Here is a 24,692-nt window from a genome sequence, read left to right as displayed (position 1 = left end):
CGTCCTGGAGACACTGATGTCCGAACAAACCGCCCCCCGCGACTCCCCGCACGGCCCCGGCCGTCAGCGCGTCATCTCCGTGATGACCACCGTCTTCGTGGTCCTCCTCGTCACGATGCTCGTGCTCGGCACGATCCTCGTCCTGCTGCAGATCGCCGGCCTGATCGTCGTGAACGGCGGGCTGATCTCCGGCGCCTCCGCCGCGCTCAGCCCGTGGACGTTCGGCGTCGCCGGCGTGCTCGGCATCTGGACGCTCCTCCTCTCCTACGCCCACGGCTGGAAGCCCGCCGACTAGGCGGCGCCCCCTCGACACGGAACGAGAACGACATGACCGACAGATCCCTCCTCGAGCGCTTCGCCGCCCTCCCCGTCGCCAACGTCGGCGACTCGATGGACCGCCTCGGCGTCGTCGACGCCGCGATCCGCCCCGTCTGGCGCGGCGCCCGCCTGGCCGGCCCCGCCTTCACGGTGGAGGTCGCCGGCGGCGACAACGCCGGCATCCACGAGGCGATCGGCCGGCTCAGCCCGGGCGACGTGCTCGTCGTCAACGGCCACGGCGTGCAGGACCGCGCGCTCGTCGGCGAGCTGATCGGCGAGCGGCTGCGCAAGGTCGGCTGCATCGGCATCGTGATCGACGGGGCCCTGCGCGACGTCGACGACCTGGAGGAGATGGGCTTCCCGGCCTTCGCCCGCGCGGTCAGCCCGGCCGGCCCCTACAAGAACGGGCCGTTCCGGATCGGCGTGCCCGTCGCGATCGGCTCGGTCGTGGTCTCCCCCGGCGACCTCGTCCTCGGCGACTCGGACGGCCTCGCGGTCGTCCCGCGCCGCGAGGCCGAGGCCGTGCTGGAGCGGGCGGAGGCCAAGCACGCCACCGAGACCGCGACCCGGAAGAGCATCCTGGCGGGGCCGTGACCGGGGACGGGGACGGCAGCGCCGCCCGGGACAATGGTGGCCATGGCCCAGACTCCCGCGGACGCGTCCGCCTCGACCGTGCGCAGCGTCGACCGCGCGCTCGACCTGCTCGAGCTCCTCGAGCGCAGCCACGCCCCGCTGCGGCTGGTGGAGCTCAGCCGCGGCTCGGGCCTGCAGAACGCGACCGTGCTGCGGATCCTCGGCTCGCTGCAGCACCGCGGTCTCGTCGCCACCGAGAACGGGCTCTACCGGCTGGGGCCGGCGGCGCTCGGGATGGGGCACAGCTACCTCGCCACCGACCCTCTGATCGCCCGGGCTCGACCGGTGCTGCAGCAGCTGGCCGGCAGCACCGGTCTGACCGCCTCGCTCTACGCGCGGATCGGCGACTCCCGGATCCTCACGGTCCGCGTCGACGGGCAGGACCCGCTGCGCTACCAGCTCCCGCTCGGCCGGCGACTCCCGCTGCACGTGGGCGCCGGGAAGAACATCCTGGCCGCCCTGCCGGAGGACGAGCGCGACCGGATCCTCGAGGGGCTCGGCGACACCGACACCGCGGCCGGCGAGCGGATCACGGTCCGGGAGCTGCGCGAGCAGCTCGAGCAGGTCCGCCGCGACGGCTTCCACATCTCCATCAACGAACGCGAGACCGGCGTCGCCGCCGTGAGCGTGCCCCTGCCGGGCGCCTCCGGTGACGTGATCGCCGCGATCTCGGCCTCGGGCCCCCTCGAGACCACCTCCCGCGCCCACCTCGAGGCGCAGGTGCCAGAACTGCGCCGAGCGGCGAACGCCCTCCAGCGCTGATCAGCCGGAGCGCACGAGCGTCCGGCGAAGGAAGGACGCGCGATGCGCATCGGATTCATCGGACTCGGCGAGGCCGGAGCCCTCTACGCGGCGGCCGCCGCCGCCCACGGCGACACGGTGGCGGGCTACGACCCGGCCGCGCCCGGCACTCCCGAGGGGGTGGAGCGGACGGCGGACCTGGCGAGCGCCGTCTCCTCCGCCGACCTCGTCGTCGTGCTGACGGCGGCGTCGCTGAGCGAGCGGATCGCGGCCGACGCCGCCCCGCACCTGCGCACCGGCGCCGTCTACGCCGACTTCACCACCGCCTCCCCCGCCACGATGGAGGCGGTCGAGCGAGTGATCGACGCCGCGGGCGCCCGCTTCGCCGACGTCGCGATCCTCGGCCCGGTGCCCGCGAAGGGCGCGCGGACCGAGACCATCGTCAGCGGCGCCGCGGCGGCCGACGTCGAGGCCTGGCTGTCGGCGCTCGGCGCCGAGGTCGAGCGGATCGACGGCCCGGCCGGCGTCGCGACCTCGCGCAAGCTCCTGCGCAGCGTCCTGATGAAGAGCCTCGCGGCGGTCGTCGTCGAGGCCGTCACCGCCGGCCGCGCCGCCGGCTGCGAGCCGTGGGTGCGCGAGCAGATCGCCGCGCAGCTGTCGGGTGACGTCGAGGCGAAGATCGAGCGCTACGAGACCGGCAGCCGCAAGCACGCCGTCCGCCGCAGCCACGAGATGGCGTCCGTCGTCGAGTACCTCACCGCGCTCGACGTCCCGGCCGAGATGTCGTCGGCGTCGGAGCGCTTCCTGCAGCGGCTCGCGGACGAGGAGGCGGGCGGGCGCTGAGGCACGCGGGCGGGCCGACGGATTCCGGCGGTCAGACCCCGAGCCAGTCGAGCGCCCGCCCGAGCAGCCGCAGGTGTCCCGCCGAGGAGTAGGACGCCGCGTCGTGCCCGAGCGCGTCGTACACGGTGCGGCCGCCGCCCTCGCGCGCGAGGGCCCAGGCGATCGGGTGCCGCTCCCCCTCGTGTTCGTGCGTCGCGAGGATCCGCGCGGCCGGCGCGACCTCGAGCCAGGAGTAGCGCTCGTCGTCCACCTCGAAGTCGTCCAGCCCGTTGCTGATCGGATGGCCGGCCTCGATCGCGACGCTCGCACGTCCGTACTCCGGATGCATCGTCCTCCCCCGCACCCAGCGCCCACCGAGGAGCGCCGCCCACTCCGGCGAGTCGCCGAAGCTCGTCGCGCTGACGTGCACCCCGAGCACCGGCACCGCCGCCCGGTCGAGCAGCGCGAGCGCCGCCGCGCCCTCGGCGAGCGGGCTCGCCCCGCCGTCCCGCGGCTGCCCGACGTCGACGACGAGCAGCCCCGGCAGCGGGACCCGCCCGGCCCCGAGGTCGGCGAGCGCCCGGTCGACGTCGCCGCGCACCTCCACCTCGCACCCGCGCGCCGCGAGCAGGCGGGCGAGCGCCGCCGCCGTCTCCCCGAAGGAATGCCACGGATCGGCGTACCGCCCGTCCCCCCGCAGCAGCAGGGCGGTCGCGGGCGCACCCCCGGCGCGCGTCGACTCCGTCACGTCTCCCCCTTCCTGCGATCCGCGCAGCGCGCGGGATCGTGCCTCCTCCGAGTCGACCACATCCCGCGCAGCGCATCGCGTCAGTCCGCTCCGTCCCCCTCCCGACATCCGGCGCCGACGCTCCCGCCTCGGGGCCGCCGAAGCGATGGGGCTGCCTAGGGTTGCGTGATGCCTGGGCGTCTCGATCGGATGATGTACGTGGACGACTCGGGCCATCCCGCCTCGGGGCTCGTCGTCTACGGCTGGATCGAGTTCGCTCCCGACCACTGGGCCGGAGTCCTCCGCACCTGGCTCGACCTGCGCAAGCGGCTGTGGCGGGAGTTCGGGATCCCCCACGTGCAGGAGCTGCACACGACCGAGTACGTCAACGGGCGGGGCCGCATCTCGAAGCGGATCCCGGAGAGGCACGTCCACTCGGGCGCGGAGTACTGGAAGGACTTCGGCCGCGAGGTCGCCGTCGAGTGCCTGCAGACCCTCCGATCGATCGAAGGACTCCGGGTCGGAGCCGTCTGGCGGAGAGGCCGGGCGCAGGACATCGCCCGCACGCGGCAGGACACCTACGCGGCACTCGTCACCCGGGTGGAACGAGAGCTCGCCGCCGAGCAGTCCCTCGGCATCATCGTGATGGACGGGAACGGCAGTGACCCGAGCTATCGGTCGACCCATCGGAACCTGAAGCTCTCGGAACGCCGAGTCATCGAGGATGCGATCCATCTGGACTCCCGCGCGTCCCAGCTCGTTCAGATGGCGGACCTCGTCGCCTGGTCCGCGTACGCCCACATCGAGCGGCACCCCCGCAACCGGTTCGCGTGGAGCTGGTACAGCGATCACCTGAGCGAGCGTGATCCGTCGAGGGCGCCGTGCGAGGTGTAGCAGGTGCCGCGGGAGGCGGACTTAAACAGCGAGACCCCCTTATCCACGTGTGCGGGGGGGTCTGCACCGACGATCATAGATCGCCCGCCGACCACTGTCGAGCCGATGGCCAGGACGACGCCGCCCCTGGCGCGCCGTGCGCCCGGGGTCCCGGTTCGTTCCGGCGCCGGTGATCTCGATGCGCCCGCCGCGCGGGCCACTCGATCGGCAGGGGCTGTCAACGCCCTGATGCTCGCGGGGCGGGGCGTCCTACCGTCGTCGGACCCGGGTGAGCGCCCGGGCGGAGACGAGCAGGAGGCGGCATGAGCGCGTACACGGGCGGACGGCGGCGCGGGGGCCCGAGCCTCCACCGGCACGAGGTGGAGGGGGTGCACCGGCTCGAGCACGCGTTCACCAACCTGTTCCTGCTGGAGGAGGGCGGGCGGCTGACCGTCGTCGACGCGGGGCTGCCCGGGACCTGGCCGCACCTCCTCCGGACGCTGCACGCCCTCGGCCGCGGGCTCGCCGACATCGACGCTCTGGTGCTCACGCACGCGCACTTCGACCACCTCGGCTTCGCGCGGCGGCTGCGCGAGCGCGGCGTGCCGGTGTGGCTGCACCCCGCCGACGCCCGGCTCGCCGCGCACCCCTACTCCTACCGCCGGCAGCGCACGCCGCTGCTGTACCCGCTGCGCCACCCGTCGGCCGTCCCGGTGCTGGGCGCGATGGCGCGGGCGGGCGCGCTGCGGGTCCCTCCGCTCACCGGCACGACCGCCCTAGAATCGGGTGCCGTCCTCGATGTGCCCGGCTCGCCCGTCGTGCTCGCGACGCCCGGGCACACCGACGGGCACGTCTCGCTGCACCTGCCCGAGCGCGGCGCGGTGATCGGCGGCGACGCCCTGGTGACGCTCGACCCGTACTCCGCCCGGACCGGTCCGCACCTCGTGGCCCGGGCGGCGACCGCGGACACGGCGGTCTCGCTCGCATCGCTCGACGTGCTGGCGGCGACCGGGGCGGCCGTGCTGCTGCCGGGGCACGGGGTGCCGTGGCGGTCCGGAGTCGCGCAGGCCGCGGACGTCGCCGCGCGCCGGCCGATCGCCTGAGCTCAGTCCTGCGCCCAGCTGGCGAGGTAGGGCAGCCGCCGCTCGAGCGCGAAGACCCGCGCGATCTCGGCCGCGTCGTCGCGGCGGCGGGCGGACTCCTCGTCGGTGCCCGACCAGGCGTAGGGGTAGGGGAACGGGTCGGTGAGGTGCGCCATCAGGTGCAGCACCATCTCGTCGTCGTCCTCGGCGGTCGTGTCGGGGCTCGCGGTGCCGCGCTCGTTCCACTCGGAGCTCCAGCGGCCGGTGGAGTCGCGGCGGGCCGACCAGCGCGGATCGCCGTCGTAGGCGAGGCGGTCCTCCCGCACGACGGACCAGTGCCGGTCCCGCGACGGCAGCAGCTCCCGCGCGGCCTCCACGACGGTGACGGGTGTCCACCCGGCGGGGAAGAAGGTGCGCAGCGCGGTCGCGAGCACGAGCGGAGTCGGGAGCGCCGACGCGTCCGCACGGCCGGCGCTCACCAGCGCGCACACCGCGAGGGTCTCCGGGTGCGGTCCTCCGGAGGCGCGGCCGAGCTCGGCGAGGTGGATCGCGAGGGAGCCGTGGAACGCGGCCGAGGCCTCCGTGTCGGCGAACGGCGGGACGGGGATGCGACGGTCGAGCCGGATCCGGGGGATGTGGCGCACGACGGCTCCTCTGGTGTCGTCTCAGGCGGTCGGGTCTCAGGTCACGGCTGCTGCACCGCGCGCGGCCGCAGGCCGTCGAGCAGCACGTCGAGCAGCACCGCCCGGTCGCCAGGAGCACCGAGGCGGACCGCGTGCTCGATGCCGCAGACGAGGTGCTCGAGGTGGTCGATCGTGAGGTCCGGGCGGACGGCGCCCGCGGCGCGCGCCGCCGCGAGCACGGCGGCGAACGACTCGAAGATCTCGCGCTTGGCCGCGCGGACCGACGCGGCCTCGTCCTCCGGCGAGAGCAGCACCGCCTGGAGACCGCCGTCCGACAGCTGGAGGTCGAGCGCCTCGCGCAGGTAGACGGCGAGGGCGGCGCCGGGATCGGGCAGCGCGGCGGCGCGGCGCGAGACGGCGAGCATCGCGTCGAGCGTGTCGGCGGACAGGGCCTCGACGAGCGCGTGGACGGTCGGGAAGTGCCGGTAGACGGTGGCGACGCCGACCCCGGCCTCGCGGGCGACCTCGTTCAGCCGCAGCGTGCCGCGGTCATGAGTGCGCGCGACCTCCAGGATGCGCGCGCGGCTCCGCGCCGCGTCGGATCGGAGGACTGCCATGCGCCCATCCTACGCAAGCGGATGACCCATCCGTTCGTGCTATCGTCCGATGCGGATAGATCATCCGCTTCGAGAGACGAGGACCGCATGACGAGCGAGCAGCCGACCTGGGACACTGCACGGCTCCCCGACCAGACCGGGCGCACCGTCGTCGTGACCGGCGCGACCGCCGGGATCGGCTACTTCGCGGCCGAGCAGCTGGCCGGCGCCGGCGCGGACGTCGTCCTGGCGTCGCGCTCGGAGGGCAAGCTCCGGCGGGCGGCGGACACCCTCCGCGGCGCGGTCCCGCGCGCCCGGGTCCGGACCGTCGTCCTCGAGCTCGGCTCCTCCGCCTCCGTCGACCGGGCCGCGGAGGAGCTCGCCGCACTGCCGCGCCTCGACGGCGTCCTGCTCAACGGCGGCGCGATGAGCATGGACCCGCGCGCGGTCACCGAGGACGGGCTGCCGCTCCTGCTCGGCACGCACGTCGCCGCCGGGGCGCGGCTGGTCGCCCGACTGCTGCCCGCACTCGCGGCCACCGCGGCCGAGCACGGCGGCCGGAGCCGGATCGTGCACACGTCGACGGGATTCGTCCAGCAGTTCCCGATGCGCGTCGACGACCTGCGCCGCGTGCCCCGGCTCGGCATCAGCGCCTACACGAAGGCCAAGACGGCGACGGAGATCTGGGCCTTCGAGCTCGACCGCCGGCTGCGGGCCGCGGGGATCCCCGTCGCGTCGATCGTCACCCGGCCGGGAGTGGGCGTCGACGCGAGGACGCCGGAGCGCCCGGGGATCCGCGACGCGACCACCCCCTCTCAGCGCAATCCGTACACGCCGTGGGCGCAGGGCAAGGACGCCGCCGCATGGTCCGCCGTCCGGGCGCTCACCGATCCGCAGCTGCAGGGCGGCGAGTACGTCTCCCCGCGGGGCCGGCTGCGGGGCGCGCCCGTCCTCGTCGCGCCGCCGACCCGGACCGCCGCTCCCCCGGCGGACGCGGCGGACCGACTCTGGCGCCAGGTCGAGCAGCTCGCGGGGGTCGCGGTCGGCCTCTGAGGCGGCGCGACCCGCACGACCTCGGCTGAGCGTGACGAGCCGCTGCCCGAGCCGGGCCGGCGATCAGGCGGAGAGGCGCGGGTCGATCCCGTACTGGGGCGGGACGGTGAGGTTCTCCCGCAGCGTGGCTCCCGGGTACTCGGTCGGGTAGAGGCCGCGCTGCTGCAGCAGGGGCACCACCTCGTCGACGAAGGCGTCGACGCCGTCCTCGTAGACGTCGGGCGAGATCCAGAAGCCGTCGACCGCGCCGGCCTCCAGCCACTCCTGGATGTGGTCCGCGTGCAGGGCGCCCGGGCCGACGACGGTCGGGTGGTAGTCGATCACGCCGTGCGCGAGGACGTCGCGGGGGGACCAGCCCCGGCGGGCGACGTCGAGGGCGATGCCGGAGCGCGGATCGGCCGGCGACGGCCGGGCCGCCGCGAGCTCGCGCTCGGAGAGCGGCTCGTCGATCCGGTCGGGCGAGAGCGGCACGCCGATCATCGCGCCGAGGTGCGAGAGGCGCGCCTCGATCACGTCGCCGGCCAGCGCGATCCGCCGATCGAGTCCCTCGCGCACGGTCGGCGCGACGGTCGTCATGAGGCCCGCGAAGTACTTGACCTCGTCCGGATCCCGGCCGGCGTCCTGCGCGGCCCGACGCACGAGCTCCCGCTGCGCGCGGGCCTCCTCGATCGTCCAGACCTCGGCGATGAAGCCGCTGGCGTAGCGGCCGGCGATCGACAGCAGGTGCGGGCTCGGGCCGCCCGAGGTGAACACCACGGGCTGGCCCTGCTCGGACGGCGGGATCGCGAGCGGCCCGCGGGAGGCGACGTGCCGCCCCTGCAGGTCGATCGGCCGCAGCTTGGCCGGGTCGAGGAAGCGGTTCCCGGGCTGGTCCTTCAGCCAGGCGTCCTGCTCCCAGCTGCCCCAGAGCGCCTGGGTGATCTGGATCGCCTCGTGCGCGCGCTCGTACCGCTCGTTGCGCTCCGCGACCGGACGGCCGTAGTTCGCCGCGACCGCCGGATCGCTCGTCGTCACCGCGTTCCAGCCGGCGCGGCCGTGGCTGATCACGTCGAGCGCCTTGAACTGCCGGGCCAGGTTGAACGGCTCCTGGAACGTGGTCGACCCCGTCGCGACGAAGCCGATGCGCTCGGTCGCCCGGGCGATCGCCGTGAGCGAGACGATCGGGTCGAGGACGTTGCTGATCGTCGAGTGCTCGAGGTCGCCGCGCACGGCCGGGAAGTCGGGCGTGAAGAGGAACGCGAAGAGGCCTCGCTCCGCGGACCGCGCGTACCGGATGCTCACGTCGATGTCGGCGTAGGCGCCCGGGTCGACCCCGGGCGCCCGCCACGCGCCGTGGAGGTTGCCATAGCCGTCGGTCAGGGTCATCCCGAGGAGGACGTCGCGCCCCGGCAGGCGAGTGCTCGCGGAGAGGTCGGGGGTGGTCACGCTGATTCCGTTCCGGAGGGAAGAGAGGTCGCGGTGCGGGTGTGCCGCGGGAGGAGGAGCGCGAGCACGAGGGCGACGACCGCGAGAGCGGCGCCGACCGTGAACGCCGCTCGGGCGCCGGCGGCGATCGCGGCGGGATCGGCGCCACCGGCGGTCGCGCTGAGGACTCCGATGAGCACGGCGAGACCGGCCGCGCCACCGAGCTGCTGGATCGTGTTGAGCGCCGCGCTGCCGTGCCCGGCGAGGGAGCCGGGCAGCGCGCCGAGCGACATCGTGAAGATCGCGACCCAGGCGAACGCCTGCCCGGCGCAGATGATCACGAACGTGGCGAGGACCACCCAGACGGACGTGTCCTCGGTGAAGGTCGTCAGGAAGCACCATCCGGCGGCGACGACGAGCGCCCCGGGGATCGCGAGCCCGCGGGCTCCGAGCCGGTCGTAGCAGCGGCCGACCAGCACCGACACGATCCCGATCGTCGCGCCGCCCGGCACCATCAGCAGTCCCGTCTCCAGCGAGCCGAGGCCGAGGGACTCCTGCAGCACGAGCGGGAGCACGGTGGCGAGGCTGAAGGCGCCCATCACCAGGAACACGAAGACGATCACGGGTCGGGTGAACGCGGCGTAGCGGAAGATGCGCAGGTCGAGGACCGCGGCGTCGCGGCGCTGCAGCCGCAGCTGCCGCCAGACGAACGCGGCGATGCCGGCCACGCCCAGGGGGAGGGCGGTCCAGGTGGCCGCGGAGACGCCCTCGCCGGCGGACTCGCCCGCGCTCGCGAGTCCGTAGACGAGTGCGCCGAAGCCGATCGCGGAGAGCAGCAGCGACAGGGAGTCGAACCGGGTGCGCCGCGGCGTGGTGAGGTTCGGCATCGTGATCGCGCCGAGGACCAGGCCGAGGATCGACAGCGGCAGGATGAGGAGGAACAGCCACCGCCAGCCCAGCTGCGCCATCACCAGACCGGAGAACGCCGGGCCGAGGGCGGGCGCGACGGCGGTCACGGCGGTGACCAGCGCCATCATCCGCCCCCGCCGGGACGGCGCGACGAGGCCGATGGACGTCGTCATCAGCAGCGGGACCAGCACGGCCGTCCCGAGCGCCTGCACGATCCGCCCCGTGAGCAGCAGCTCGAAGCCGGGTGCGACGGCCGCGATCGCGGTGCCGAGGGTGAACAGGCCGACGCTGACGAGGAAGATCGTCCGCAGGTGGAAGCGCTGCATGACCCAGCCGGAGGTCGGGATGAGCACCGCGAGGGTGAGCGCGTAGCCGGTGGTGAGCCACTGCCCCGTCGTCGCCGTGATCCCCAGGTCGACCATGATCTGCGGCAGCGCGACCCCGATGACCATCTCGGACAGGAACGCCACGAACGCGGAGAACACCAGGACGGAGATCGTCAGGATCTCGCCGCGGGACAGCCGCGTCGCCGGCTCCGCCCCGGTGCGGTCCGGAGGGACGGCGATCGAGTCCGTGTCGGGGGTGAAGTGGACGTCAGTGGTCATGAGGGGTCGGCTCCGGAGCAGTCGCGCGGACGTTCGGCGGGACGCCCTCCTGAGGACCTCCCGGATCGAGCACCGCTCCGTCGGAGCGCTCGTCAACGACCAGTCTGAACCTTCACACTAGTGAGAAGGTCAAGCCGGACGGCGGATCCGGTTCAGCTCGCCTCGCGCTGCGACGACAGGACTCCGGCCGCCGTGAGGGCCTCGAGATAGCTCGTCAGGGCGTCGCGGTTGTGGGTCAGGAAGTCGATCTTCTCGCTCATCCGGTCGCGCTCGGTCTCGAGCAGCTCGACCAGGCCGGGCTCGGCGTTCTCCACGACGATCGTCTGCGGCTGCCCCAGGCAGGGGAGGATGCTCGTCACGATCCGGGTGGGGATGCCCGCGTCGATCAGGCCCCTGATCTTGCCGACGCGATCGATCAGGTAGTCGTCGTACTCCCGGTAGCCGTTGTCGAGTCGCCGCGGGGTGATCAGGCCCTGCTCCTCGTAGTAGCGGAGCATCCGGGACGGCACGCCCGTCCGCTTCGAGAGCTCTCCGATGCGCATGCACCCTCCTCCGTCGACTTGACCTTCACACTAGTGCGAAGGTTCATCATGGAGAGCATGTCCATCGAACGAGAAGAAGAACGTCTGAAGATCGGGATCATCGGCGCCGGCTCCATCGGCTCCACCATCGCCCGCCGGCTCGCGCGGCGCGGGCACGACGTCGCCATCGCGAACTCGCGCGGCCCGGAGACCATCGGCGACGCGGCCCTCCGGACGGGAGCGCGAGCCGTCACCGCCGCCGAGGCCGCCAGGGGGGTCGACGTCCTGATCGTCTCGGTCCCGATGAACCGCAACGCCGACATCGCGGAGCACGTCCGCTCGGCACCGGAGCGTGCGGTGGTGATCGACACGTCGAACCACTACCCGGTGCGCGACGGCTCGGTGCGGGAGTTCGAGGAGGGCGTCCCCGAGAGCGTGTGGCTGTCGGAGCTGTTCGGCCGCCCGGTCACGAAGGCGTGGAACGCGATCACCTCGCAGTCCTTCGACGCGAAGGCGACCGAGGCCGGCGACCCTCGTCGTGTCGCGATCCCCGTGGCGGCCGACCGCGACGACGACCGCCGGCTCGCGATGCGGCTCGTGGAGGAGACCGGCTTCGACGCCGTCGACGCCGGGGTGCTCGCCGAGTCCTGGCGCCAGCAGCCCGGCTCCCCCGTCTACTGCACCGACCGCACGCGCGCCGAGATGCCGGACTGGCTGGCGGCGGCCGTGCAGGAGCGGGTCCCCCAGCGCCGCGACCTCGCGATGGCCGTCATCGGCGACTACATCGAGGCGGGCGGCGACGCCACGGACGGCAGGTTCCTGGTGGCCGTCAACCGCGCCAGCTACAGCTGAGGCTCCGGTAGCGGCTCTCGGAGGGGCCGCGGCTCTCGGAGGGCCCGCCTCAGAACGACGGCGTGCGGGCGATCCACCCCGTCGCCTCCTCCAGGGCGCGGGTCACCGCCAGCAGCTGAGCCTCGCGGCCGTGGCGGCCGACGACCTGGACGCCGACGGGGAGGCCGTCGGGGGTGAAGCCGGCCGAGGTGACGACGACCGGGTGGGCGGTCAGCGTCAGGCGGTTCGCGAGCATCTGCCAGGTGAAGTAGCGGTCGAAGGCGCGGCCGTCGACCGACGGCACCCACTCGAGCTCCGCGGGCGGCGCGACGACGGGGGTCGCCGGCAGGATCAGCACGTCGTGCGTCTCGAGGACGCGGGCGGTGTCGCGGAAGAGGCGGGTGCGGCGCTCGTAGGCATCGGCGAGCTGGGTCGCGGTCGTCGCGCGGCCCTGCTCGACGTTGCGGACGTAGTCGGGGCGGAAGCCGGTGGCCCCCGCGTCGACGGCGTGCCGGCCGCCGAGGAAGAACTCGAAGGTCTCGATGGTCTCCCAGGCCTCGTCGGCGCCTGCGAAGTCGGGCTCGTCGGCCTCGACGACGGCGCCGAGTCCGGCCAGCTGCGCGGCGAACGCCGCGTGCACGGCGCGCACCGCGGGGTCGATCGGCAGCCCGCCGGCGTCCTCGCTCCAGGCGATCCGCAGGCCGTCGACCGCGACCGGGCGCGCGGCGTGCACGGGCAGCGACGACAGCGGCCAGACGCTCTTCTCGACCGAGAGCGCGTCGAGGAAGAGCGCGGCGTCGGCGGAGTCGCGCGCCATCGGCCCGGTCACGCCGTGCGGGGTCCAGGCGTTGCCGGTGCGCCCGCTCGCGACGCGGCCGGGGCTCGGCCGCACGCCGACGACGTTGCAGAACGCGGCCGGGTAGCGCAGGCTCCCGCCGCTGTCGGAGCCGTCGGCGATCGGCAGCATCCGCGCGGCGAGGGCGGCGGCCGCGCCTCCGCTCGACCCGCCGGCGTGGCGCGAGAGGTCCCACGGGTTCACGGTGGTGCCGAAGACCGGGTTGAAGGTCAGCACCCCCTGGCCCATCTCGGGGGTGTTGGTCTTGCCGATGATCAGGGCGCCGGACTCGCGGAGGAGCGTCGCCAGGACGCTGTCGTGCGCGGCGGGTGCGGCGTCGGCGAAGGCGGCCGAGCCGTTCGTCGTCGGGAAGCCGGCGACGTCCATCAGGTCCTTCACCGCGGTCGGCAGGCCGTGCAGCGGGGGCAGCGGCTCGCCGGCGGCGAGCGCCTCGGCGGTGCGCCGGTCGGCGGCCTCCGCGGCGGCGAGCGAGACCGAGTCGGGCTGCCGAGAGACGACGGCGCGGATCGACGGGTTGCGCTCCTCGATCCGCTCCAGGTGCGCGCGCATCACCTCGACGGCCGAGACCTCGCGGGAGGCGACGGCCGCCGCGAGCGCGACGGCGCTGCTGTCGGCCAGGTGCTCAGCCAGGCCCGCCATCAGCGCCCGCCCTCGTGCCCGTGCTGCTGCTCCGCGTGGTCGTGCCCGCCGTGGGCGTCGGAGGCGGCGTCCGTGTGGCACGCATGCGCCTCGCCGGAGCCCCCCGGCGCGCAGTGCGCCGACTCCGACGCCGGCACGTCCAGCGACGGGTTCCGGTCGAAGAAGCCGTCCGGCTCGAGCCGCAGGCTGATGCGGTCGACGGGCATGATCGGCCACTGCTCCGGCCGCGGGAAGTGGTGCACGCCGAGGACCGGCCAGAGCACGAGGCGCTCGTTCTCGAGCGAGCGGTCGGCCTGCTGCCAGACGTGCACGCCGTCGTCGCCGAGCTCGCCCTGGTTGGGGTACTCGCCGGCGATGAAGCGCTGCTCCGGATCGAACGCGCTCGCCCAGAGGTGCTGCCCGACGAAGGGCGCCTTCCGCTCGACGACGCTGCCCGGGCGGGCGTAGAGCTGCGCGGTGTTCTGCAGCGCCAGGCGGTAGGCGGTCGCCTCGCCGTAGCGGTTCTGCGCCGACTCGCTCTCGATCCGCCAGTGCAGCGCGCGCGACGGGTCGGCGCGGCGGGCGGCCACCGACTCCGAGGCCAGCGGCGTCTCGACGGCGAGGCAGGCGTTGCCGTACGGGTTGGTCGTCTCGTCGGGGTCGGCCTCGGCGTGCACCTCGACCAGGCGGTTGAGCGGGCCGTCGATCGCGGTGTCGAGGCGGACCGCGAAATAGTGCTGGTGGATCGGCGCCTGCACGTTCGGCGCGACCATCCGCCCCGAGCGCGGCGACTCGCCGTCGGCGATGCCGCTCACCGACATCAGGCCGGTCAGCTTCACCTCGAGCTCGACCGAGCCGTCCTGGTAGAGGGACCAGTAGAAGCCGTAGTCGTAGTTCGCGACGGTCGCGAAGCTCGAGATCACCAGGCGGCGGCTGCGGCGCACCTCGGCGCTGCCGGTGCGGGTGTTGACGTGCTTCCAGAGGATCGAGTCGTCCTCCTCGTGCAGGCAGATGCCGTTGGCGATGGTCTGCGGCTCGCCGTGGCCGTCGAGGTAGTCGACGTCGAAGTAGCGGATCTCGCCGAGGCAGTCGCAGCCCAGCTCGAGGCTCGCGGTGAGCGGGCCGGCGCCGTACTCGCCCCAGTCGAAGAAGTTCTTGCGGTAGGCGGTCGGGTCGCTGTCGAGATACGGCACGTACATCTCGTTGACGGCGGCGCGCGCCAGCACCGGGCGCTCGACGTCGCCGTCGCGGTAGGTCAGCTCGTGCAGCACGAGGCCCTCGCGGTGGCTGAAGCCGACGCGGAACGACCAGTTCTGCCACTCGACGCGGTGCCCCTCGATCGCGAAGCCGGGGCCGTCGGCCTGCACGATGTCGAGCTTCGACACCTCGCGGTCGGGGCCCCAGGTGCCCGCGGTGTAGACGCCGGTCTCGCTCGCCATCGGGATCACGCCGTGGTCCTCGATCCGGATCACCTCGAGCGTGTCGAGGTCGAGGATCGGCACGAGGCCGGCGACCGGGCGGGCGTAGCCGTTGTCCTCGGGGAACTCGCGGTACCAGACCGTGCCCCAGCTGAGCCGGCGGTCGGCGAGGTCGTCGGGGACGAAGCCGGTGATCGACTCCGGGTCGACCCAGACCAGCGAGGTGTCGGTGATGCCGCGGAGCGCGAGCGCCTCCTTGAGCAGCGGGGAGTTGCGGGCGGCCTGGGCGATCAGGCGCGCCTCGTCGCTGGAGACGCCGGGGCGGCGGTGGTCGACGTCGGTCCAGACCTCGACGATCGCCGGGCTGTCGGGGCCGGCGGTCCAGCCGCGCACCTCCCAGGCGGCGCGGGCGTCGGGGTCGAGCACGACCAGTCGCACGGGTCGGGCGCCGCCGGGCGCGATGCCGCGGGCCTTCTCCTCGTCGAGGCTGATGCCCCAGAACCGCGGCCGGGCGCCGATGCGGTCGCTCGCGCGGACGGCGGCGACGAAGGAGGCGATCTCGGCGGCGGCGAGGGGGTCGAGCACGTGGGAGTGGGTGGTGAGGGTGGCGGTGGTGCTCATGGCGGCGGCGGTCCTTCGGTTCGGGGCGTCAGGCGTGCGGAAGAAGAGGGGAGTTCAGCGGGAGGAGAAGACGAGGAAGAGCGGTCAGCCCGCCCCCGCGACGAGCGCGCGGCCGTCGGCCCGCGGATCGCTGGCGGAGTCGAGGCGCCCGTCGCGATGCAGCCGCACGAGCTGCACGTGCCCGGCCTCGTCGATCGGCCCGGAGGCTTCGGCGACCGGAAGCCCGAGCTCCCGTGCCGCCGCGAACGCAGCGGGCACCCCCGGCTCCGCGACCAGCGTCAGCTCCTCGTGCCCGAGGTCCCGCGCCCCGATGACGAAGCGCGGCCGCTCGAGCACGGCACCCGGATCCGCGACGGGATCGAGCAGCTCGCGCACGAGCTGGGCGAGGATCCACGGCTGGGCGCTGCCGCCCTGGCAGCCGAGACCGAGCAGGAGGTCGGCGCTCTCGGCGATCACCGGCAGCAGGGTGTGCGGCGGGCGCAGGCCCGGGCCGACCCGGCCGGGGTGTGCGGGGTCGGTGCTGAAGGCGGAGCCGCGGTTGTGCAGGACGATGCCGGTGCCGGGGTCGAGGATCCCGGAGCCGAAGAGCTGGTAGACGCTCTGGATCAGGGTGACGACGGTGCCGTCGGTGTCGGCCGCGGTGACCGCGACCGTGTCGCCGAGCGCCCGCCCGGCCCGCGGCAGGGAGCCGCGCGAGAGGGAGCGGGGGTCGAGCATCGCGGCGACGTCGATCGCTCCGCCGCGCGGGTCGCCGAGCGCGGACTGCCGCACGAGCGCCGCATCGCGGACCGCCTCGACGAGCTGCGCGGTGTCGCCCGAGAGCGCCTCGGGCAGGACGCCGAGCAGCACCACGCCCTGGCTCGGCGGCGGGGCGACCCACCAGCGCACGCCGCCCTCGCGGGAGGCGGCCGGCTCGACCAGCTCGGCCTCGTGCGCGGCGGCGAAGTCGGCGGGGTGTGCGCCCGCCGAGCGCGGCCAGCCGCGCGGCGAGGGAGTCGGCGATCCGGCCGCGGTAGAGCGCTCCGGGGTCCTCGGCCAGCTCGGCCAGCGACGCGGCGAGCGCCGGCTGCACCAGCGGGTCGCCCTCACCGAGGAGCCCGCCGTCGCCGTCGCCGAAGACCTCGCGCATGCCCTCGTCGGCGAGCAGCTCGTCGCGGCGCAGGGCGATCGCGCGCCCGAGCCCCGCGGAGATCGGGAAGCCGTCGGCGGCGAGCGTCGCGGCCCGGCGGAGCGGCGTGTCGAGGCCGAGCCGCCCGCCGAGACCGGCGATCGCGCGCCAGCCGGCGACCGCTCCGGGGATCGTGACGGTCTGCGCGCCCTGGCGCGGCATCCGCTCCTCGCGGGAGAGCGCCGCGACATCGATGCCGGCGGGCGCGGCTCCGGCCGAGAGCACCGCGACGACGTCCTCGCCGGGGCGGCGGACCAGCGCGATCAGGTCGCCGCCGAGTCCGCACTGGTGCGGGTAGACGACGGTGAGCGCGGTGGCCGCGGCGAGCGCGGCGTCGATCGCGTCGCCGCCGTCGGCGATGGCGCGGGCGGCCGCGTCGAGCGCGGCGGGATGCGGCGCCGCGACGGCGACGCGGGCGGGAGGAGGGGAGGAGGTCATGCGGTCACCGTCCGGTCCGGGCTGAGGAAGGCGAGGTCGGGGCGGGCGACGCCGTCGACGAGGTCGGCGAGCGCCTCGCCGATCGCGGGGCCGAACTTGAAGCCGTGGCCGGAGCAGGCCGCGGCGACCAGCACCTCGGGCCGCCCGGGCAGCGCGCCGACGACGAAGCGCTTGTCGGGGGTCATCGTGTAGAGGCAGGCGACGGCCTCGCCGCCGGCGGTCTCGATCCCGGGGACGAAGCGCTCGAGGAGCGAGGCGAGGTGCGCGATCTCCGCCTCGGTCGGCGGGGCGACCGGCACGGCCGGGTCCCAGACGGGTCCCGCGTCGACGCCGATCTTGGCGCCGGAACCGGCCGCCTCGGGCAGGCCGAAGACGAGCCCGTCCGGCAGATCGACGGAGAAGCAGCCGAGCGCCGGCGGCTGCGCGACGCTCTGGCCGGCCGGGACGGTGAGGGTGAGGATCCGCTGCACCTCGAAGAAGCCCGCGGTCTCGGGCAGCAGCCGCGCGACCCAGGCGCCACCGGAGACGACGAGCCGCCGGGCGCGCAGCTCGCCGGCGGAGGTGCGGACGGTGACGACGCCGGCGCTGTCGCCGGTGCCGACGCTCCAGTCGAGCACCTCCTCCTCGAAGCGCAGCTCGGCCCCGGCGGCCGTCGCGGCGGACTGCGCGAAGGCGAGCGCGCGGGCCGCCTCGACGACGCCGGCGTCCGGATCGCGGACGACGCCGTAGTCGGCGGGCGGAGCGAAGGCGGTGTCGGGCACCGGCACCGGCCGGCTGCGCCCGCCCTGCAGCGCCGCCTCGCCGCGGTGCGCGTAGAGGCCGCCGGTCGGGTGCACGAACGGCGCGCCGGCCGCGGCGGACCAGCGGTCCCAGCTGCGGAAGGCGCGGTCGACGAGGTCGTTCCAGACCGGGCTCGGGTAGGCGCGGCGGATCATCCGGGTCGCGCCGTGCGAGGAGCCGCGCACGTGACCGGGGCCGAACTGCTCGATCCCGACGACATCGCGCCCGCGCAGGGCGAGCTCGTAGGCGGTGGCGGAGCCGTGGATCCCGAGGCCGACGACGATCGCGTCGTGCACGGTGTCGTCGGAGACCGTCATGAGCTCACTCCCGCGACCGCCGTCAGCAGCGCCTCGACGTCCGACTCGTCCGTGTACACGTGCGGCGACACCCGGACGACGCTCGCGAGCCCGCGCGCACCGAGGTCCCACTGCGCGTGGGAGGCCGGGACGGCGAGCGAGTCGACGGCCGCCTCGCGCAGCCGCGCCGAGACGGTCCTTCCGGGGACGCCGTCGACGGTGAACGTGACGATCCCGGAGGGCGACGCGGGCGGATCCGCCACCGTGACGCCGCCGATCGCGGACAGCTCGGTGCGCAGCCGGGCGCCGAGCGCGACCAGGTGCGCCTCGGTCGCCGCCGTACCGCGCTCGTGCGCCTCGCGCAGCGCCTCGCCGAGTCCGAGCCGGAGGGCCACCGACGACTCCCAGGTCTCGAGGGCTCGCGCCGTCCCGTCCATCGTCCACTCCTGCTCGCTCGTCCACTGCGAGCCTCGCACGTCGGGCGCCCAGGCCCCGATGCCGTCGAGCAGACCGCGGCGGAGGAAGACCAGCCCGGTCCCGCGCGGCCCGCGGAGGAACTTGCGCCCGGTGGTGACCAGGGCGTCGCAGCCGATCGCGCGGACGTCGATGTCGAGCTGGCCGACCGACTGGGTCGCGTCGAGCACGGTGATCGCGCCGTAGCGGCGGGCCAGCGCGCCGATCGCGGCGACGGGCTCCACGAGTCCGGAGGAGGTGGGGACGTGCACGGCGCTGATCACGGTGCGACCGCTGGAGGTGGCGAGGGCGCTCTCGAGCGCCTCGACGTCGAGGCCGCCGCTGGAGTCGTTGGGGAGGAGCGTCAGCCGGACGCCGTCGTAGCGCTCGAGCGCGAGCAGCCGCAGCGCCTGGCTGACGTAGCTCGAGCGCGGGGCCAGCACGGTGTCGCCGGGGCCGAGGCGCAGGGCGTCGAAGACGGCGCGGAGCCCGGTGGTCGCGCTGTCGAAGAAGGCGATCTCGTCGGCGTCCGCGCCGAGGAGGGCGGCGGCCGCCGTGTACGCGGCGTCGACCCGGTCCGCCACGTGGTTCGCGGCCTCGTAGCCGCCGATCCGCTGCTCGAGGCGGAGGTGCGCGATGACGGTCTCGAGGACGGAGTCGGTCATCAGGCCCGCGCCGGCCGCATTGAAGTAGTGCCGGCCGGTCGTCCCGGCGGTGCGCGCGCGCTCGGCGGCCACATCGATGGACGTCCGGGCGGGGGCGCCACCGGTGAGGCCGATCGTCATCTGCAGGTCCCTTCTCGCGGTCGCCGTACCGCCGACCCCTGAATGGATCCCATCGTACGCAGGTTGTATCCATTCTGGCTACCGCCGGATACGCTGGCTGTATGAGCCACTCCGCCGATGAGCACTCCCCCGAACGGCGCGCCCGCGAGCTCGGCCTCGCGATCCCCGACTACCTCGACCCGCCCTACGGCGGCCGCTACGGCGGGAGTACCCTGCGGGCGTTCCACCGCACCGGCGACCTGCTCGAGCTCAGCGGCATCACCCCGGAGTCGCGCGACGGCGCCCTGCTGCACCCCGGCGCGGTCGGCGTCGACATCACCCTCGAGCAGGCACGGGAGGCGGCCCGCTACACCGCCGTCAACGCGCTCGGCATGATCCGCGCGGCCCTCGGCTCGCTCGACGAGGTCGTCGCCCTCTCGCGCGGCCTCTGCTTCGTGCTCTGCCCGCCCGGCTTCGAGCGCCTCAACGAGGTCTCGAACGCCGCGAGCGACCTCCTCCTCGACGTCTTCGGCCCCGACGCCGGCCGCATGGGCCGCGCCTCGATCGGCGCCACCGCCCTCTCCCGCAGCGCCTGCTTCGAGCTCTGGCTCAGCCTGGAGTGCCGCCCCCGCTGACGCGGCGGCGTCTCTGCATGCTGATCGAGTAGCCCGCAACGCGGGCGTATCGAGATCCACCACCGTCAGAACGGCGGCGGCGGGTCGACGAAACGCGGTCGTGCCCGCCCGCAGGCCCTCAGCCAGCACGGCATGCATGCTGATCGAGTAACCCGCGGGGCGGGCGTATCGAGATCCCGCGCACGAACTCGTCGGTCTCGATACGCCCTGCGGGCTACTCGACCAGCATGAGGGGGGCGCCTTGCGGGCTGCCCGACCAGCGGGCGGAGCCCAGCGTGCAGCGGCGCTTGCACCGGAGGCATGCCGCCGCGGGCGAGTGGACGCAGGACGGGCTCCGGCGGAACCGCAGAGCCCCGCCCGGGTCCGCTCGTGCGGATCCGCACCGTCGACTGGACGCGGGAAGGGCTCTGCGCGGGGCGCGAGGCCCGTTGCGGGTCCGTTCGCGGAAGCATGCTGATGGAGCAGCGCGCGCAGCGCGCGTCTCGAGATCCGCCCACCGCACCGACCGGGTGCCCTGCTGGGGCACCCCAGCCGGTGCGGGCCGGTCCTAGCGTGAGGGGAATGGACCATCCCCGACCGGGCCACCCGGAACAGCACGCCTCCCCCCGGCGCACCCTGTTCCTCGCGTCGCTGGGGTTCTTCCTGATCACGCTCGACATCCTCATCGTCAACGTCGCCCTCACCCGCATCAGCGACGACCTCGGCGGCGGCACCACCGGCCAGCAGTGGATCATCGACGGCTACACCCTCCTGTTCGCGTCGCTGCTGCTCTTCGCCGGGAACCTCGCCGACCGGATCGGCGCCAAGCGCGCCCTCGGCACCGGGATCGCCCTGTTCCTGCTGTCGTCCATCGCCTGCGCCCTCGCGCCCACGGTCGGGGCCCTCATCGCCGCCCGGTTCGTGCAGGGCGCCGCGGCCGCCGCGATGCTGCCCTCCTCGATGGCGCTGATCCGCGAGGCGTTCCCCGACGCCCGCGAGCGCGCCCGCGCCCTCGGGATCTGGGCCGTCGGCGGCGCGGTCGCCGGCGCCGTCGGCCCGCTCCTCGGCGGCCTGCTGACCACGATCGACTGGCGGCTCGTCTTCCTCATCAACATCCCGGTCTGCGCGGTCATGCTCGCCCTGCTGCGCCGGGTCGCCCCCTCGCCCACCACCTCGCCGCCGTTCGACTGGGCCGGCCAGGCCCTCTCCCTCACCGGACTCGGCGCGATGATGTACGGGCTGATCGAGGGCGGCGCGATCGGCTTCGACGACCCGCTCGTCCTCGGCTGCCTCGCCCTCGCCGTCGCCGCGCTGTCCGGCTTCCTGGTCGTGCAGCAGCGCGCCCGCCACCCGATGATGCCGCCCGACCTCTTCCGCGGCCGGAACATGCGCCTCGCCCTCCTCGTCGGCTTCGCGTTCATGGTCGGCAACTTCGGCTCGGTCTTCGTCGTCAGCCTCCACCTCCAGCAGCACCTCGGCCTCACCCCGCTGCTCGCGGGGCTCGCCTTCCTGCCCTCCGCCGTCTTCGCGGTCGTCGGGAACCTCGTCAGCGGCCGCCTCGCCAACCGCTTCGGACCGCGCCTGCCGATCGTCGGCGGACTCGCCACGATGGCCGCCGGTCTCGCGGGCCTGCTCGCCGCCGCACCGCTCGGCTCCCCGCTCCTCGTCAGCGGCCTGCTGGTGCTCACCGGCGTCGGCGGCTCGGTCGCCATGCCCCCGGCGACCGCCGTGGTCCTCGCGAGCGTCCCTCCGCACCGGGCGAGCACCGCCAGCGCCGTCTTCAACACCTTCCGCCAGGTCGGCGGCGCCGTCGCCATCGCCGTCTTCGGCGCGCTCCTCGCCGGCAGCGGCGACTTCGTCACCGGGATGCAGACCGGCATGCTGATCGCCGCCGCCGTCCTGCTCGCAGCAGCGACGGCGGCGGCCTTCCTCAGCACCCGCGAGGGGAGCGCCTAGCTCCCCTGCCGAGACCGCCCCTGCTCGCCCGCCTCGGCCTCGCGCGCCGCCCGCCCGCCGACCACGGCCCCGTGCACCACGAACCCGAGGATCGCGAGACACCCGACGAGCACCGAGACCAGCACCGCTCCGATCGGCACGGGCAGCACCGCGGGCACCGCGGAGACGATCGCGCACACGCCGGCCGCGAGGGTCGACCGCTCCGCGCGCCGATGCGCGGCGAGCCAGGCGGCGTCGCTCGCGAGCGTCGACGCCGTGCGGATGCCCGCGACCTGGTTGCGCCCCAGCCGCCCGCTCGCCGCTGCCCGCGCCGCCCACAGCACCAGCACCCCCGAGCCCAGCATGACCAGGCCCAGCACGATCCGACCGATCACGTCCTCGTTCATCCTCCGAGCCTAGGAAGGCCCGTCCGCCACCGCGAATCGACCCGATGGCGCAAAACGACAGATGGCGGATATCGCCGCGGAAACCTACTGTGGAGGGGCGGCCGAGGAGTGGGGGCTCCGCCGACGCCGCGAGGCGGACCGACGAGGACGTCGGTGCCGAGGTGCTCTCGGCCGCATCGGGGGACTGCGGCCGAGAGCACCGGCCCCGATCAGTGCGCCGCGTCGTACGCGGCCTGCACGTCCGAGGGCACTCGGCCGGAGCGCGGGACCTCGTAGCCATGCCGCCGCGCCCAGTGCCGGATCGCGGCGAGCATCTCGGGGCTCTTGCGCCCGGCGCTCGCGGCGATCGGCGTCACCCGGGACCGGGCCGGCGCCTCGGACAGCGGCCGGGCCGCGTCCACGAACGGCGCGAGCGCCCGGTGCAGGTGCCCGATGTTCGCCGCGGACAGGTCGATCTCGTACGCGTCGTCCCCGACCGAGAAGGACACCGTCCCGCCGCGTCCGGCGGCGATGGGCGCCCCGGTGAGATCGTCCACGAGTACGAGCTGGGAGACCACGGGTTCCGACGACCTTTCCTCGAGCGGCAGCGCGCCGCAGATCGGAGGCACGCGCACGTCCATCGAACCAGATGCGGCCGCGCAGGGCGCGCGGTCGTCCTCTCCGGATCAGGTCGAGGTGCCGCCGATCCGGGTCCACGTCGCGGTGCGGCCGGCCCCGTCGGACCGCACGACGCCGGCGACGCGGAGCTGGTCGAGGGCGAGGCGGATGGTCTGATCGCTGACGCCGGGCAGGGCGGCGCGGACGTCGGCGATGCGGAACGTCGGGGCGGCGTGATTCGTGACGTAGTCGCGGACTCGGTCCTGCTTGCTTCCGGAGGAGCGGTTCGCGGCAGTGACCGCGGCGAACCGCTCGTAGGAGTCCTTCAGGACGGCGACGAAGTAGCGCAGCCACGGCCAGGGGTCGTGCCGACCGTGAGGGCGGAGGAGGAGCGGCACCCTCGACGCTCAGGGCCGGAAGACCGCGCGCACGCACCCGTCGGTCTTCTCCTTGAACATGGCGTAGCCGGCGGGGCCGTCCTCGAGCGGCAGGACGTGCGTGGCGAGGTGCTCGGTGACGATCTCGTCCCGCGCCATCCTCTCGAGGAGCATCGGGATGTACCGGTGCCCGTGCTGCTGAGCCGACCGGAGCGTGAGGCCCTTGTTCATCACCGCCCCCAGGGGGAACTTGTCGACGAAGCCGCCGAAGACGCCCAGCACGAAGACGCTGCCGCCCTTGCGCGCGGCGAAGATCGCCTCACGGACGGCGGTGGGTCTGTCCGTCTGCAGCCGCAGCTGCTGCTTCAGCTGGTCGTAGGCGAAGTCGGGTCCGTCGCGGTGCGCCTCCATGCCGACCGCCTCGATGCACACGTCGGGGCCGCGTCCGCCCGTCAGCTCGCGGAGCTCTGCCGTCACCTCGCTGGTCTCGTAGTTCATGGTCTCCGCGCCGATGACCTGCTCGACCTGGGTCAGCCGCTCCTGGAAGCGGTCGATCACGATGACGCGCTCGGCGCCGAGCAGCAGCGACGCGCGCGCCGCCATCTGCCCGACACCGCCGGCGCCCCAGACCGCGACGGTGTCTCCGGGCCGGACGCCGCCGAGGTCCGCTCCCATCCATCCGGTCGGAGCGGCGTCGGAGGCGAAGAGCGCCCGCTGGTCGCTGATCCCGTCGGGAACGGGGAAGGCGCCCTGGTCGGCGTACGGCACGCGGATGTACTCGGCGTGGCTGCCGGCCCATCCGCCCAGCGCGTGGGAGTAGCCGTAGCAGCCGCCCGGCGCCTGGCCCCAGAGCATCTCGGGGATCCCCGCGTTCGGGTTGCCGTTGTCGCACAGGGAGTAGAGCTCGTTGCGGCAGTACCAGCACCTCCCGCAGCTGATGAACGAGCAGACCACGACACGGTCGCCGACCCGGTGCTTCGTGACGGCCGATCCGACCTCGACGATCTCGCCGATGAACTCGTGCCCGAGCACGTCGCCCGCTCGCATGGTCGGGACGTACCCGCCGAGGAGGTGGAGATCCGAGCCGCAGCTCGTGCTCAGGGTCACCTTGACGATCGCGTCCTGAGCATTGAGGATCCCGGGATCCTCGACGGTCTCGACCGAGAGCTCGTTCACTCCGGTCCAGCACAGAGCCTTCACAGCACACCTCCGCCTTTCGCCTCGTCCTCTGCTTCGTCGACCGCGCCACCGAGCAGGGTGCGCGGTCGTTCTCCGTGCGGTCTCGGGGTCGCCCGCAGGACCTCGCCCGTCTCGAAGATCTGCTTGGCGTCGCGCAGAGCCGCGCGCAGCGCCTTGCCCGGATCGTCGTCCACCCCGGGATCGGCACCCTCGCGGACCCGGGCGTGCACCTCGAAGCCCTTGTCCCCGGGGGCCGGATCGATCCGGATCTCGAGCGACTCCGCCAGACGCGCCAGCGGCTCGGGATACCCGCCGCTCTCGAAGTCCCGGGCCTCGCCCAGGACGGTGACCGCCTTCCACCCTTCCGGGTGCGGCCCGTCCCCGTCGGACTCCCGTTCCTTCTTCACGAGGGAACGGGCGACGAGGCCCACCG

26 protein-coding genes are annotated in these 24,692 nt (G+C 74.3%); 10 read left to right on the top strand and 16 right to left on the bottom strand.

Translation table 11 applies throughout. The features are described 5' to 3' along the window. Positions 1-16: 16 nt before the first annotated feature. Genes GTU73_RS01820 through GTU73_RS01805 form a run of 4 tightly spaced genes read left to right on the top strand, consistent with a single transcriptional unit; the run spans position 17 to position 2,535 of the window. Entirely contained in the window at positions 17-295 is a 279-nt protein-coding gene (locus GTU73_RS01820) for a hypothetical protein (protein ID WP_160086459.1), read from the top strand. 32 nt (positions 296-327) lie between these two features. After that, complete coding sequence (locus GTU73_RS01815; protein ID WP_160086457.1) at positions 328-912, top strand: methyltransferase; 585 nt, start codon at positions 328-330, stop codon at positions 910-912. Between the two features lie 42 nt (positions 913-954). After that, the gene (locus GTU73_RS01810) at positions 955-1,713 is read left to right on the top strand and encodes an IclR family transcriptional regulator (RefSeq protein WP_160086455.1); all 759 of its coding nucleotides are present in this window, start codon (positions 955-957) and stop codon (positions 1,711-1,713) included. Between the two features lie 42 nt (positions 1,714-1,755). Continuing rightward, on the top strand, positions 1,756-2,535 hold the full coding sequence (locus GTU73_RS01805) for an NAD(P)-binding domain-containing protein (RefSeq protein ID WP_160086453.1): 780 nt from the start codon (positions 1,756-1,758) through the stop codon (positions 2,533-2,535). 31 nt (positions 2,536-2,566) lie between these two features. On the opposite strand, the gene GTU73_RS01800 is transcribed toward GTU73_RS01805, so the two are convergent. Next, on the bottom strand, positions 2,567-3,262 hold the full coding sequence (locus GTU73_RS01800; RefSeq protein WP_160086451.1) for a ThuA domain-containing protein: 696 nt from the start codon (positions 3,260-3,262) through the stop codon (positions 2,567-2,569). A 168-nt stretch (positions 3,263-3,430) separates the two neighbouring features. Here GTU73_RS01800 and GTU73_RS01795 point away from each other — a divergent pair, with 168 nt between their 5' ends. Both GTU73_RS01795 and GTU73_RS01790 read left to right on the top strand, forming a co-directional pair. After that, positions 3,431-4,135 (top strand): DUF3800 domain-containing protein, encoded by a 705-nt coding sequence (locus GTU73_RS01795; RefSeq protein ID WP_160086449.1) that lies wholly within the window; start codon positions 3,431-3,433, stop codon positions 4,133-4,135. A 302-nt stretch (positions 4,136-4,437) separates the two neighbouring features. After that, positions 4,438-5,217, top strand: a complete 780-nt coding sequence (locus GTU73_RS01790) for an MBL fold metallo-hydrolase (RefSeq protein WP_160086447.1) — start codon at positions 4,438-4,440, stop codon at positions 5,215-5,217. A gap of 2 nt (positions 5,218-5,219) precedes the next feature. Here the strand turns inward: GTU73_RS01790 and GTU73_RS01785 are convergent, their stop codons facing one another. Both GTU73_RS01785 and GTU73_RS01780 read right to left on the bottom strand, forming a co-directional pair. Continuing rightward, positions 5,220-5,840, bottom strand: a complete 621-nt coding sequence (locus tag GTU73_RS01785) for a hypothetical protein (RefSeq protein ID WP_160086445.1) — start codon at positions 5,838-5,840, stop codon at positions 5,220-5,222. 41 nt (positions 5,841-5,881) lie between these two features. Then, entirely contained in the window at positions 5,882-6,436 is a 555-nt protein-coding gene (locus GTU73_RS01780) for a TetR family transcriptional regulator (protein ID WP_160086443.1), read from the bottom strand. Positions 6,437-6,523: 87 nt separating this feature from the next. Between GTU73_RS01780 and GTU73_RS01775 the strand changes: the two genes are divergently transcribed. After that, positions 6,524-7,468 (top strand): SDR family NAD(P)-dependent oxidoreductase, encoded by a 945-nt coding sequence (locus GTU73_RS01775; protein WP_160086441.1) that lies wholly within the window; start codon positions 6,524-6,526, stop codon positions 7,466-7,468. A 63-nt stretch (positions 7,469-7,531) separates the two neighbouring features. Here GTU73_RS01775 and GTU73_RS01770 read toward each other — a convergent pair whose 3' ends face one another. The 3 genes from GTU73_RS01770 to GTU73_RS01760 all read right to left on the bottom strand — a co-directional run bounded on the left by GTU73_RS01770 (position 7,532) and on the right by GTU73_RS01760 (position 10,928). Beyond that, the gene (locus GTU73_RS01770; RefSeq protein WP_244231733.1) at positions 7,532-8,893 is read right to left on the bottom strand and encodes an NtaA/DmoA family FMN-dependent monooxygenase; all 1,362 of its coding nucleotides are present in this window, start codon (positions 8,891-8,893) and stop codon (positions 7,532-7,534) included. Beyond that, positions 8,890-10,386 (bottom strand): DHA2 family efflux MFS transporter permease subunit, encoded by a 1,497-nt coding sequence (locus GTU73_RS01765; RefSeq protein ID WP_160086439.1) that lies wholly within the window; start codon positions 10,384-10,386, stop codon positions 8,890-8,892. The genes GTU73_RS01770 and GTU73_RS01765 overlap by 4 nt, the downstream gene beginning before the upstream one ends. Before the next feature lie 152 nt (positions 10,387-10,538). Beyond that, positions 10,539-10,928, bottom strand: a complete 390-nt coding sequence (locus GTU73_RS01760; protein ID WP_160086437.1) for a MerR family transcriptional regulator — start codon at positions 10,926-10,928, stop codon at positions 10,539-10,541. A 57-nt stretch (positions 10,929-10,985) separates the two neighbouring features. On the opposite strand from GTU73_RS01760, the gene GTU73_RS01755 reads away from it, so the two are divergent. Further along, entirely contained in the window at positions 10,986-11,759 is a 774-nt protein-coding gene (locus tag GTU73_RS01755; protein WP_160086435.1) for an NAD(P)-binding domain-containing protein, read from the top strand. Between the two features lie 49 nt (positions 11,760-11,808). On the opposite strand, the gene GTU73_RS01750 is transcribed toward GTU73_RS01755, so the two are convergent. The 5 genes from GTU73_RS01750 to GTU73_RS19000 form a co-directional block, all read right to left on the bottom strand. Further along, positions 11,809-13,233: an amidase family protein gene (locus GTU73_RS01750; RefSeq protein ID WP_160086433.1), complete on the bottom strand. Its 1,425-nt coding sequence runs from the start codon at positions 13,231-13,233 to the stop codon at positions 11,809-11,811. Further along, the gene (locus GTU73_RS01745; protein WP_160086431.1) at positions 13,233-15,251 is read right to left on the bottom strand and encodes a primary-amine oxidase; all 2,019 of its coding nucleotides are present in this window, start codon (positions 15,249-15,251) and stop codon (positions 13,233-13,235) included. Before GTU73_RS01745 ends, GTU73_RS01750 begins: the two co-directional genes overlap by 1 nt. Before the next feature lie 84 nt (positions 15,252-15,335). Then, positions 15,336-16,340, bottom strand: a complete 1,005-nt coding sequence (locus tag GTU73_RS01740) for a gamma-glutamyltransferase (RefSeq protein WP_208543720.1) — start codon at positions 16,338-16,340, stop codon at positions 15,336-15,338. A gap of 513 nt (positions 16,341-16,853) precedes the next feature. Next, the gene (locus GTU73_RS19005; RefSeq protein WP_208543719.1) at positions 16,854-17,954 is read right to left on the bottom strand and encodes an FAD-dependent oxidoreductase; all 1,101 of its coding nucleotides are present in this window, start codon (positions 17,952-17,954) and stop codon (positions 16,854-16,856) included. Then, positions 17,951-19,171, bottom strand: a complete 1,221-nt coding sequence (locus tag GTU73_RS19000) for an aminotransferase class V-fold PLP-dependent enzyme (protein ID WP_208543718.1) — start codon at positions 19,169-19,171, stop codon at positions 17,951-17,953. The genes GTU73_RS19005 and GTU73_RS19000 overlap by 4 nt, the downstream gene beginning before the upstream one ends. Before the next feature lie 101 nt (positions 19,172-19,272). Between GTU73_RS19000 and GTU73_RS01730 the strand changes: the two genes are divergently transcribed. Together GTU73_RS01730 and GTU73_RS01725 are read left to right on the top strand one after the other, a co-directional pair. Continuing rightward, complete coding sequence (locus tag GTU73_RS01730) at positions 19,273-19,785, top strand: RidA family protein (RefSeq protein WP_160086429.1); 513 nt, start codon at positions 19,273-19,275, stop codon at positions 19,783-19,785. A gap of 561 nt (positions 19,786-20,346) precedes the next feature. Beyond that, complete coding sequence (locus GTU73_RS01725) at positions 20,347-21,720, top strand: MFS transporter (RefSeq protein WP_160086427.1); 1,374 nt, start codon at positions 20,347-20,349, stop codon at positions 21,718-21,720. Here GTU73_RS01725 and GTU73_RS01720 read toward each other — a convergent pair. From GTU73_RS01720 to GTU73_RS01700, 5 genes are all read right to left on the bottom strand, one after another. Beyond that, positions 21,717-22,106, bottom strand: coding sequence for an SdpI family protein (locus GTU73_RS01720; RefSeq protein ID WP_160086425.1), 390 nt, complete (start codon positions 22,104-22,106; stop codon positions 21,717-21,719). The two genes, GTU73_RS01725 and GTU73_RS01720, sit on opposite strands and share 4 nt — an antisense overlap. 209 nt (positions 22,107-22,315) lie before the next feature. Beyond that, positions 22,316-22,726, bottom strand: coding sequence for an Lsr2 family protein (locus GTU73_RS01715; RefSeq protein WP_160086423.1), 411 nt, complete (start codon positions 22,724-22,726; stop codon positions 22,316-22,318). 45 nt (positions 22,727-22,771) lie between these two features. Further along, positions 22,772-23,101 (bottom strand): hypothetical protein, encoded by a 330-nt coding sequence (locus GTU73_RS01710; protein WP_160086421.1) that lies wholly within the window; start codon positions 23,099-23,101, stop codon positions 22,772-22,774. Positions 23,102-23,110: 9 nt separating this feature from the next. Beyond that, positions 23,111-24,280, bottom strand: coding sequence for a zinc-dependent alcohol dehydrogenase (locus tag GTU73_RS01705; RefSeq protein WP_160086419.1), 1,170 nt, complete (start codon positions 24,278-24,280; stop codon positions 23,111-23,113). Beyond that, the gene (locus GTU73_RS01700; protein ID WP_160086417.1) at positions 24,277-24,690 is read right to left on the bottom strand and encodes a hypothetical protein; all 414 of its coding nucleotides are present in this window, start codon (positions 24,688-24,690) and stop codon (positions 24,277-24,279) included. The genes GTU73_RS01705 and GTU73_RS01700 overlap by 4 nt, the downstream gene beginning before the upstream one ends. Positions 24,691-24,692 lie beyond the last annotated feature (2 nt).

Source organism: Rathayibacter sp. VKM Ac-2804 (genome assembly GCF_009866655.1).
In the GTDB taxonomy this organism is placed as follows: domain Bacteria; phylum Actinomycetota; class Actinomycetes; order Actinomycetales; family Microbacteriaceae; genus Rathayibacter.
This window is presented reverse-complemented; position numbering and strand designations above follow the sequence as displayed.

Coding starts and splice junctions, on each gene's coding strand:
- GTU73_RS01820 (WP_160086459.1), top strand. CDS start 17: ATGTCCGAACAAACCGCCCCCCGCGACTCCCCGCACGGCCCCGGCCGT.
- GTU73_RS01815 (WP_160086457.1), top strand. CDS start 328: ATGACCGACAGATCCCTCCTCGAGCGCTTCGCCGCCCTCCCCGTCGCC.
- GTU73_RS01810 (WP_160086455.1), top strand. CDS start 955: ATGGCCCAGACTCCCGCGGACGCGTCCGCCTCGACCGTGCGCAGCGTC.
- GTU73_RS01805 (WP_160086453.1), top strand. CDS start 1,756: ATGCGCATCGGATTCATCGGACTCGGCGAGGCCGGAGCCCTCTACGCG.
- GTU73_RS01795 (WP_160086449.1), top strand. CDS start 3,431: ATGCCTGGGCGTCTCGATCGGATGATGTACGTGGACGACTCGGGCCAT.
- GTU73_RS01790 (WP_160086447.1), top strand. CDS start 4,438: ATGAGCGCGTACACGGGCGGACGGCGGCGCGGGGGCCCGAGCCTCCAC.
- GTU73_RS01780 (WP_160086443.1), bottom strand. CDS start 6,436: ATGGCAGTCCTCCGATCCGACGCGGCGCGGAGCCGCGCGCGCATCCTG.
- GTU73_RS01775 (WP_160086441.1), top strand. CDS start 6,524: ATGACGAGCGAGCAGCCGACCTGGGACACTGCACGGCTCCCCGACCAG.
- GTU73_RS01765 (WP_160086439.1), bottom strand. CDS start 10,386: ATGACCACTGACGTCCACTTCACCCCCGACACGGACTCGATCGCCGTC.
- GTU73_RS01760 (WP_160086437.1), bottom strand. CDS start 10,928: ATGCGCATCGGAGAGCTCTCGAAGCGGACGGGCGTGCCGTCCCGGATG.
- GTU73_RS01755 (WP_160086435.1), top strand. CDS start 10,986: ATGTCCATCGAACGAGAAGAAGAACGTCTGAAGATCGGGATCATCGGC.
- GTU73_RS01750 (WP_160086433.1), bottom strand. CDS start 13,233: ATGGCGGGCCTGGCTGAGCACCTGGCCGACAGCAGCGCCGTCGCGCTC.
- GTU73_RS01745 (WP_160086431.1), bottom strand. CDS start 15,251: ATGAGCACCACCGCCACCCTCACCACCCACTCCCACGTGCTCGACCCC.
- GTU73_RS19005 (WP_208543719.1), bottom strand. CDS start 17,954: ATGACGGTCTCCGACGACACCGTGCACGACGCGATCGTCGTCGGCCTC.
- GTU73_RS19000 (WP_208543718.1), bottom strand. CDS start 19,171: ATGACGATCGGCCTCACCGGTGGCGCCCCCGCCCGGACGTCCATCGAT.
- GTU73_RS01730 (WP_160086429.1), top strand. CDS start 19,273: ATGAGCCACTCCGCCGATGAGCACTCCCCCGAACGGCGCGCCCGCGAG.
- GTU73_RS01725 (WP_160086427.1), top strand. CDS start 20,347: ATGGACCATCCCCGACCGGGCCACCCGGAACAGCACGCCTCCCCCCGG.
- GTU73_RS01720 (WP_160086425.1), bottom strand. CDS start 22,106: ATGAACGAGGACGTGATCGGTCGGATCGTGCTGGGCCTGGTCATGCTG.
- GTU73_RS01715 (WP_160086423.1), bottom strand. CDS start 22,726: ATGGACGTGCGCGTGCCTCCGATCTGCGGCGCGCTGCCGCTCGAGGAA.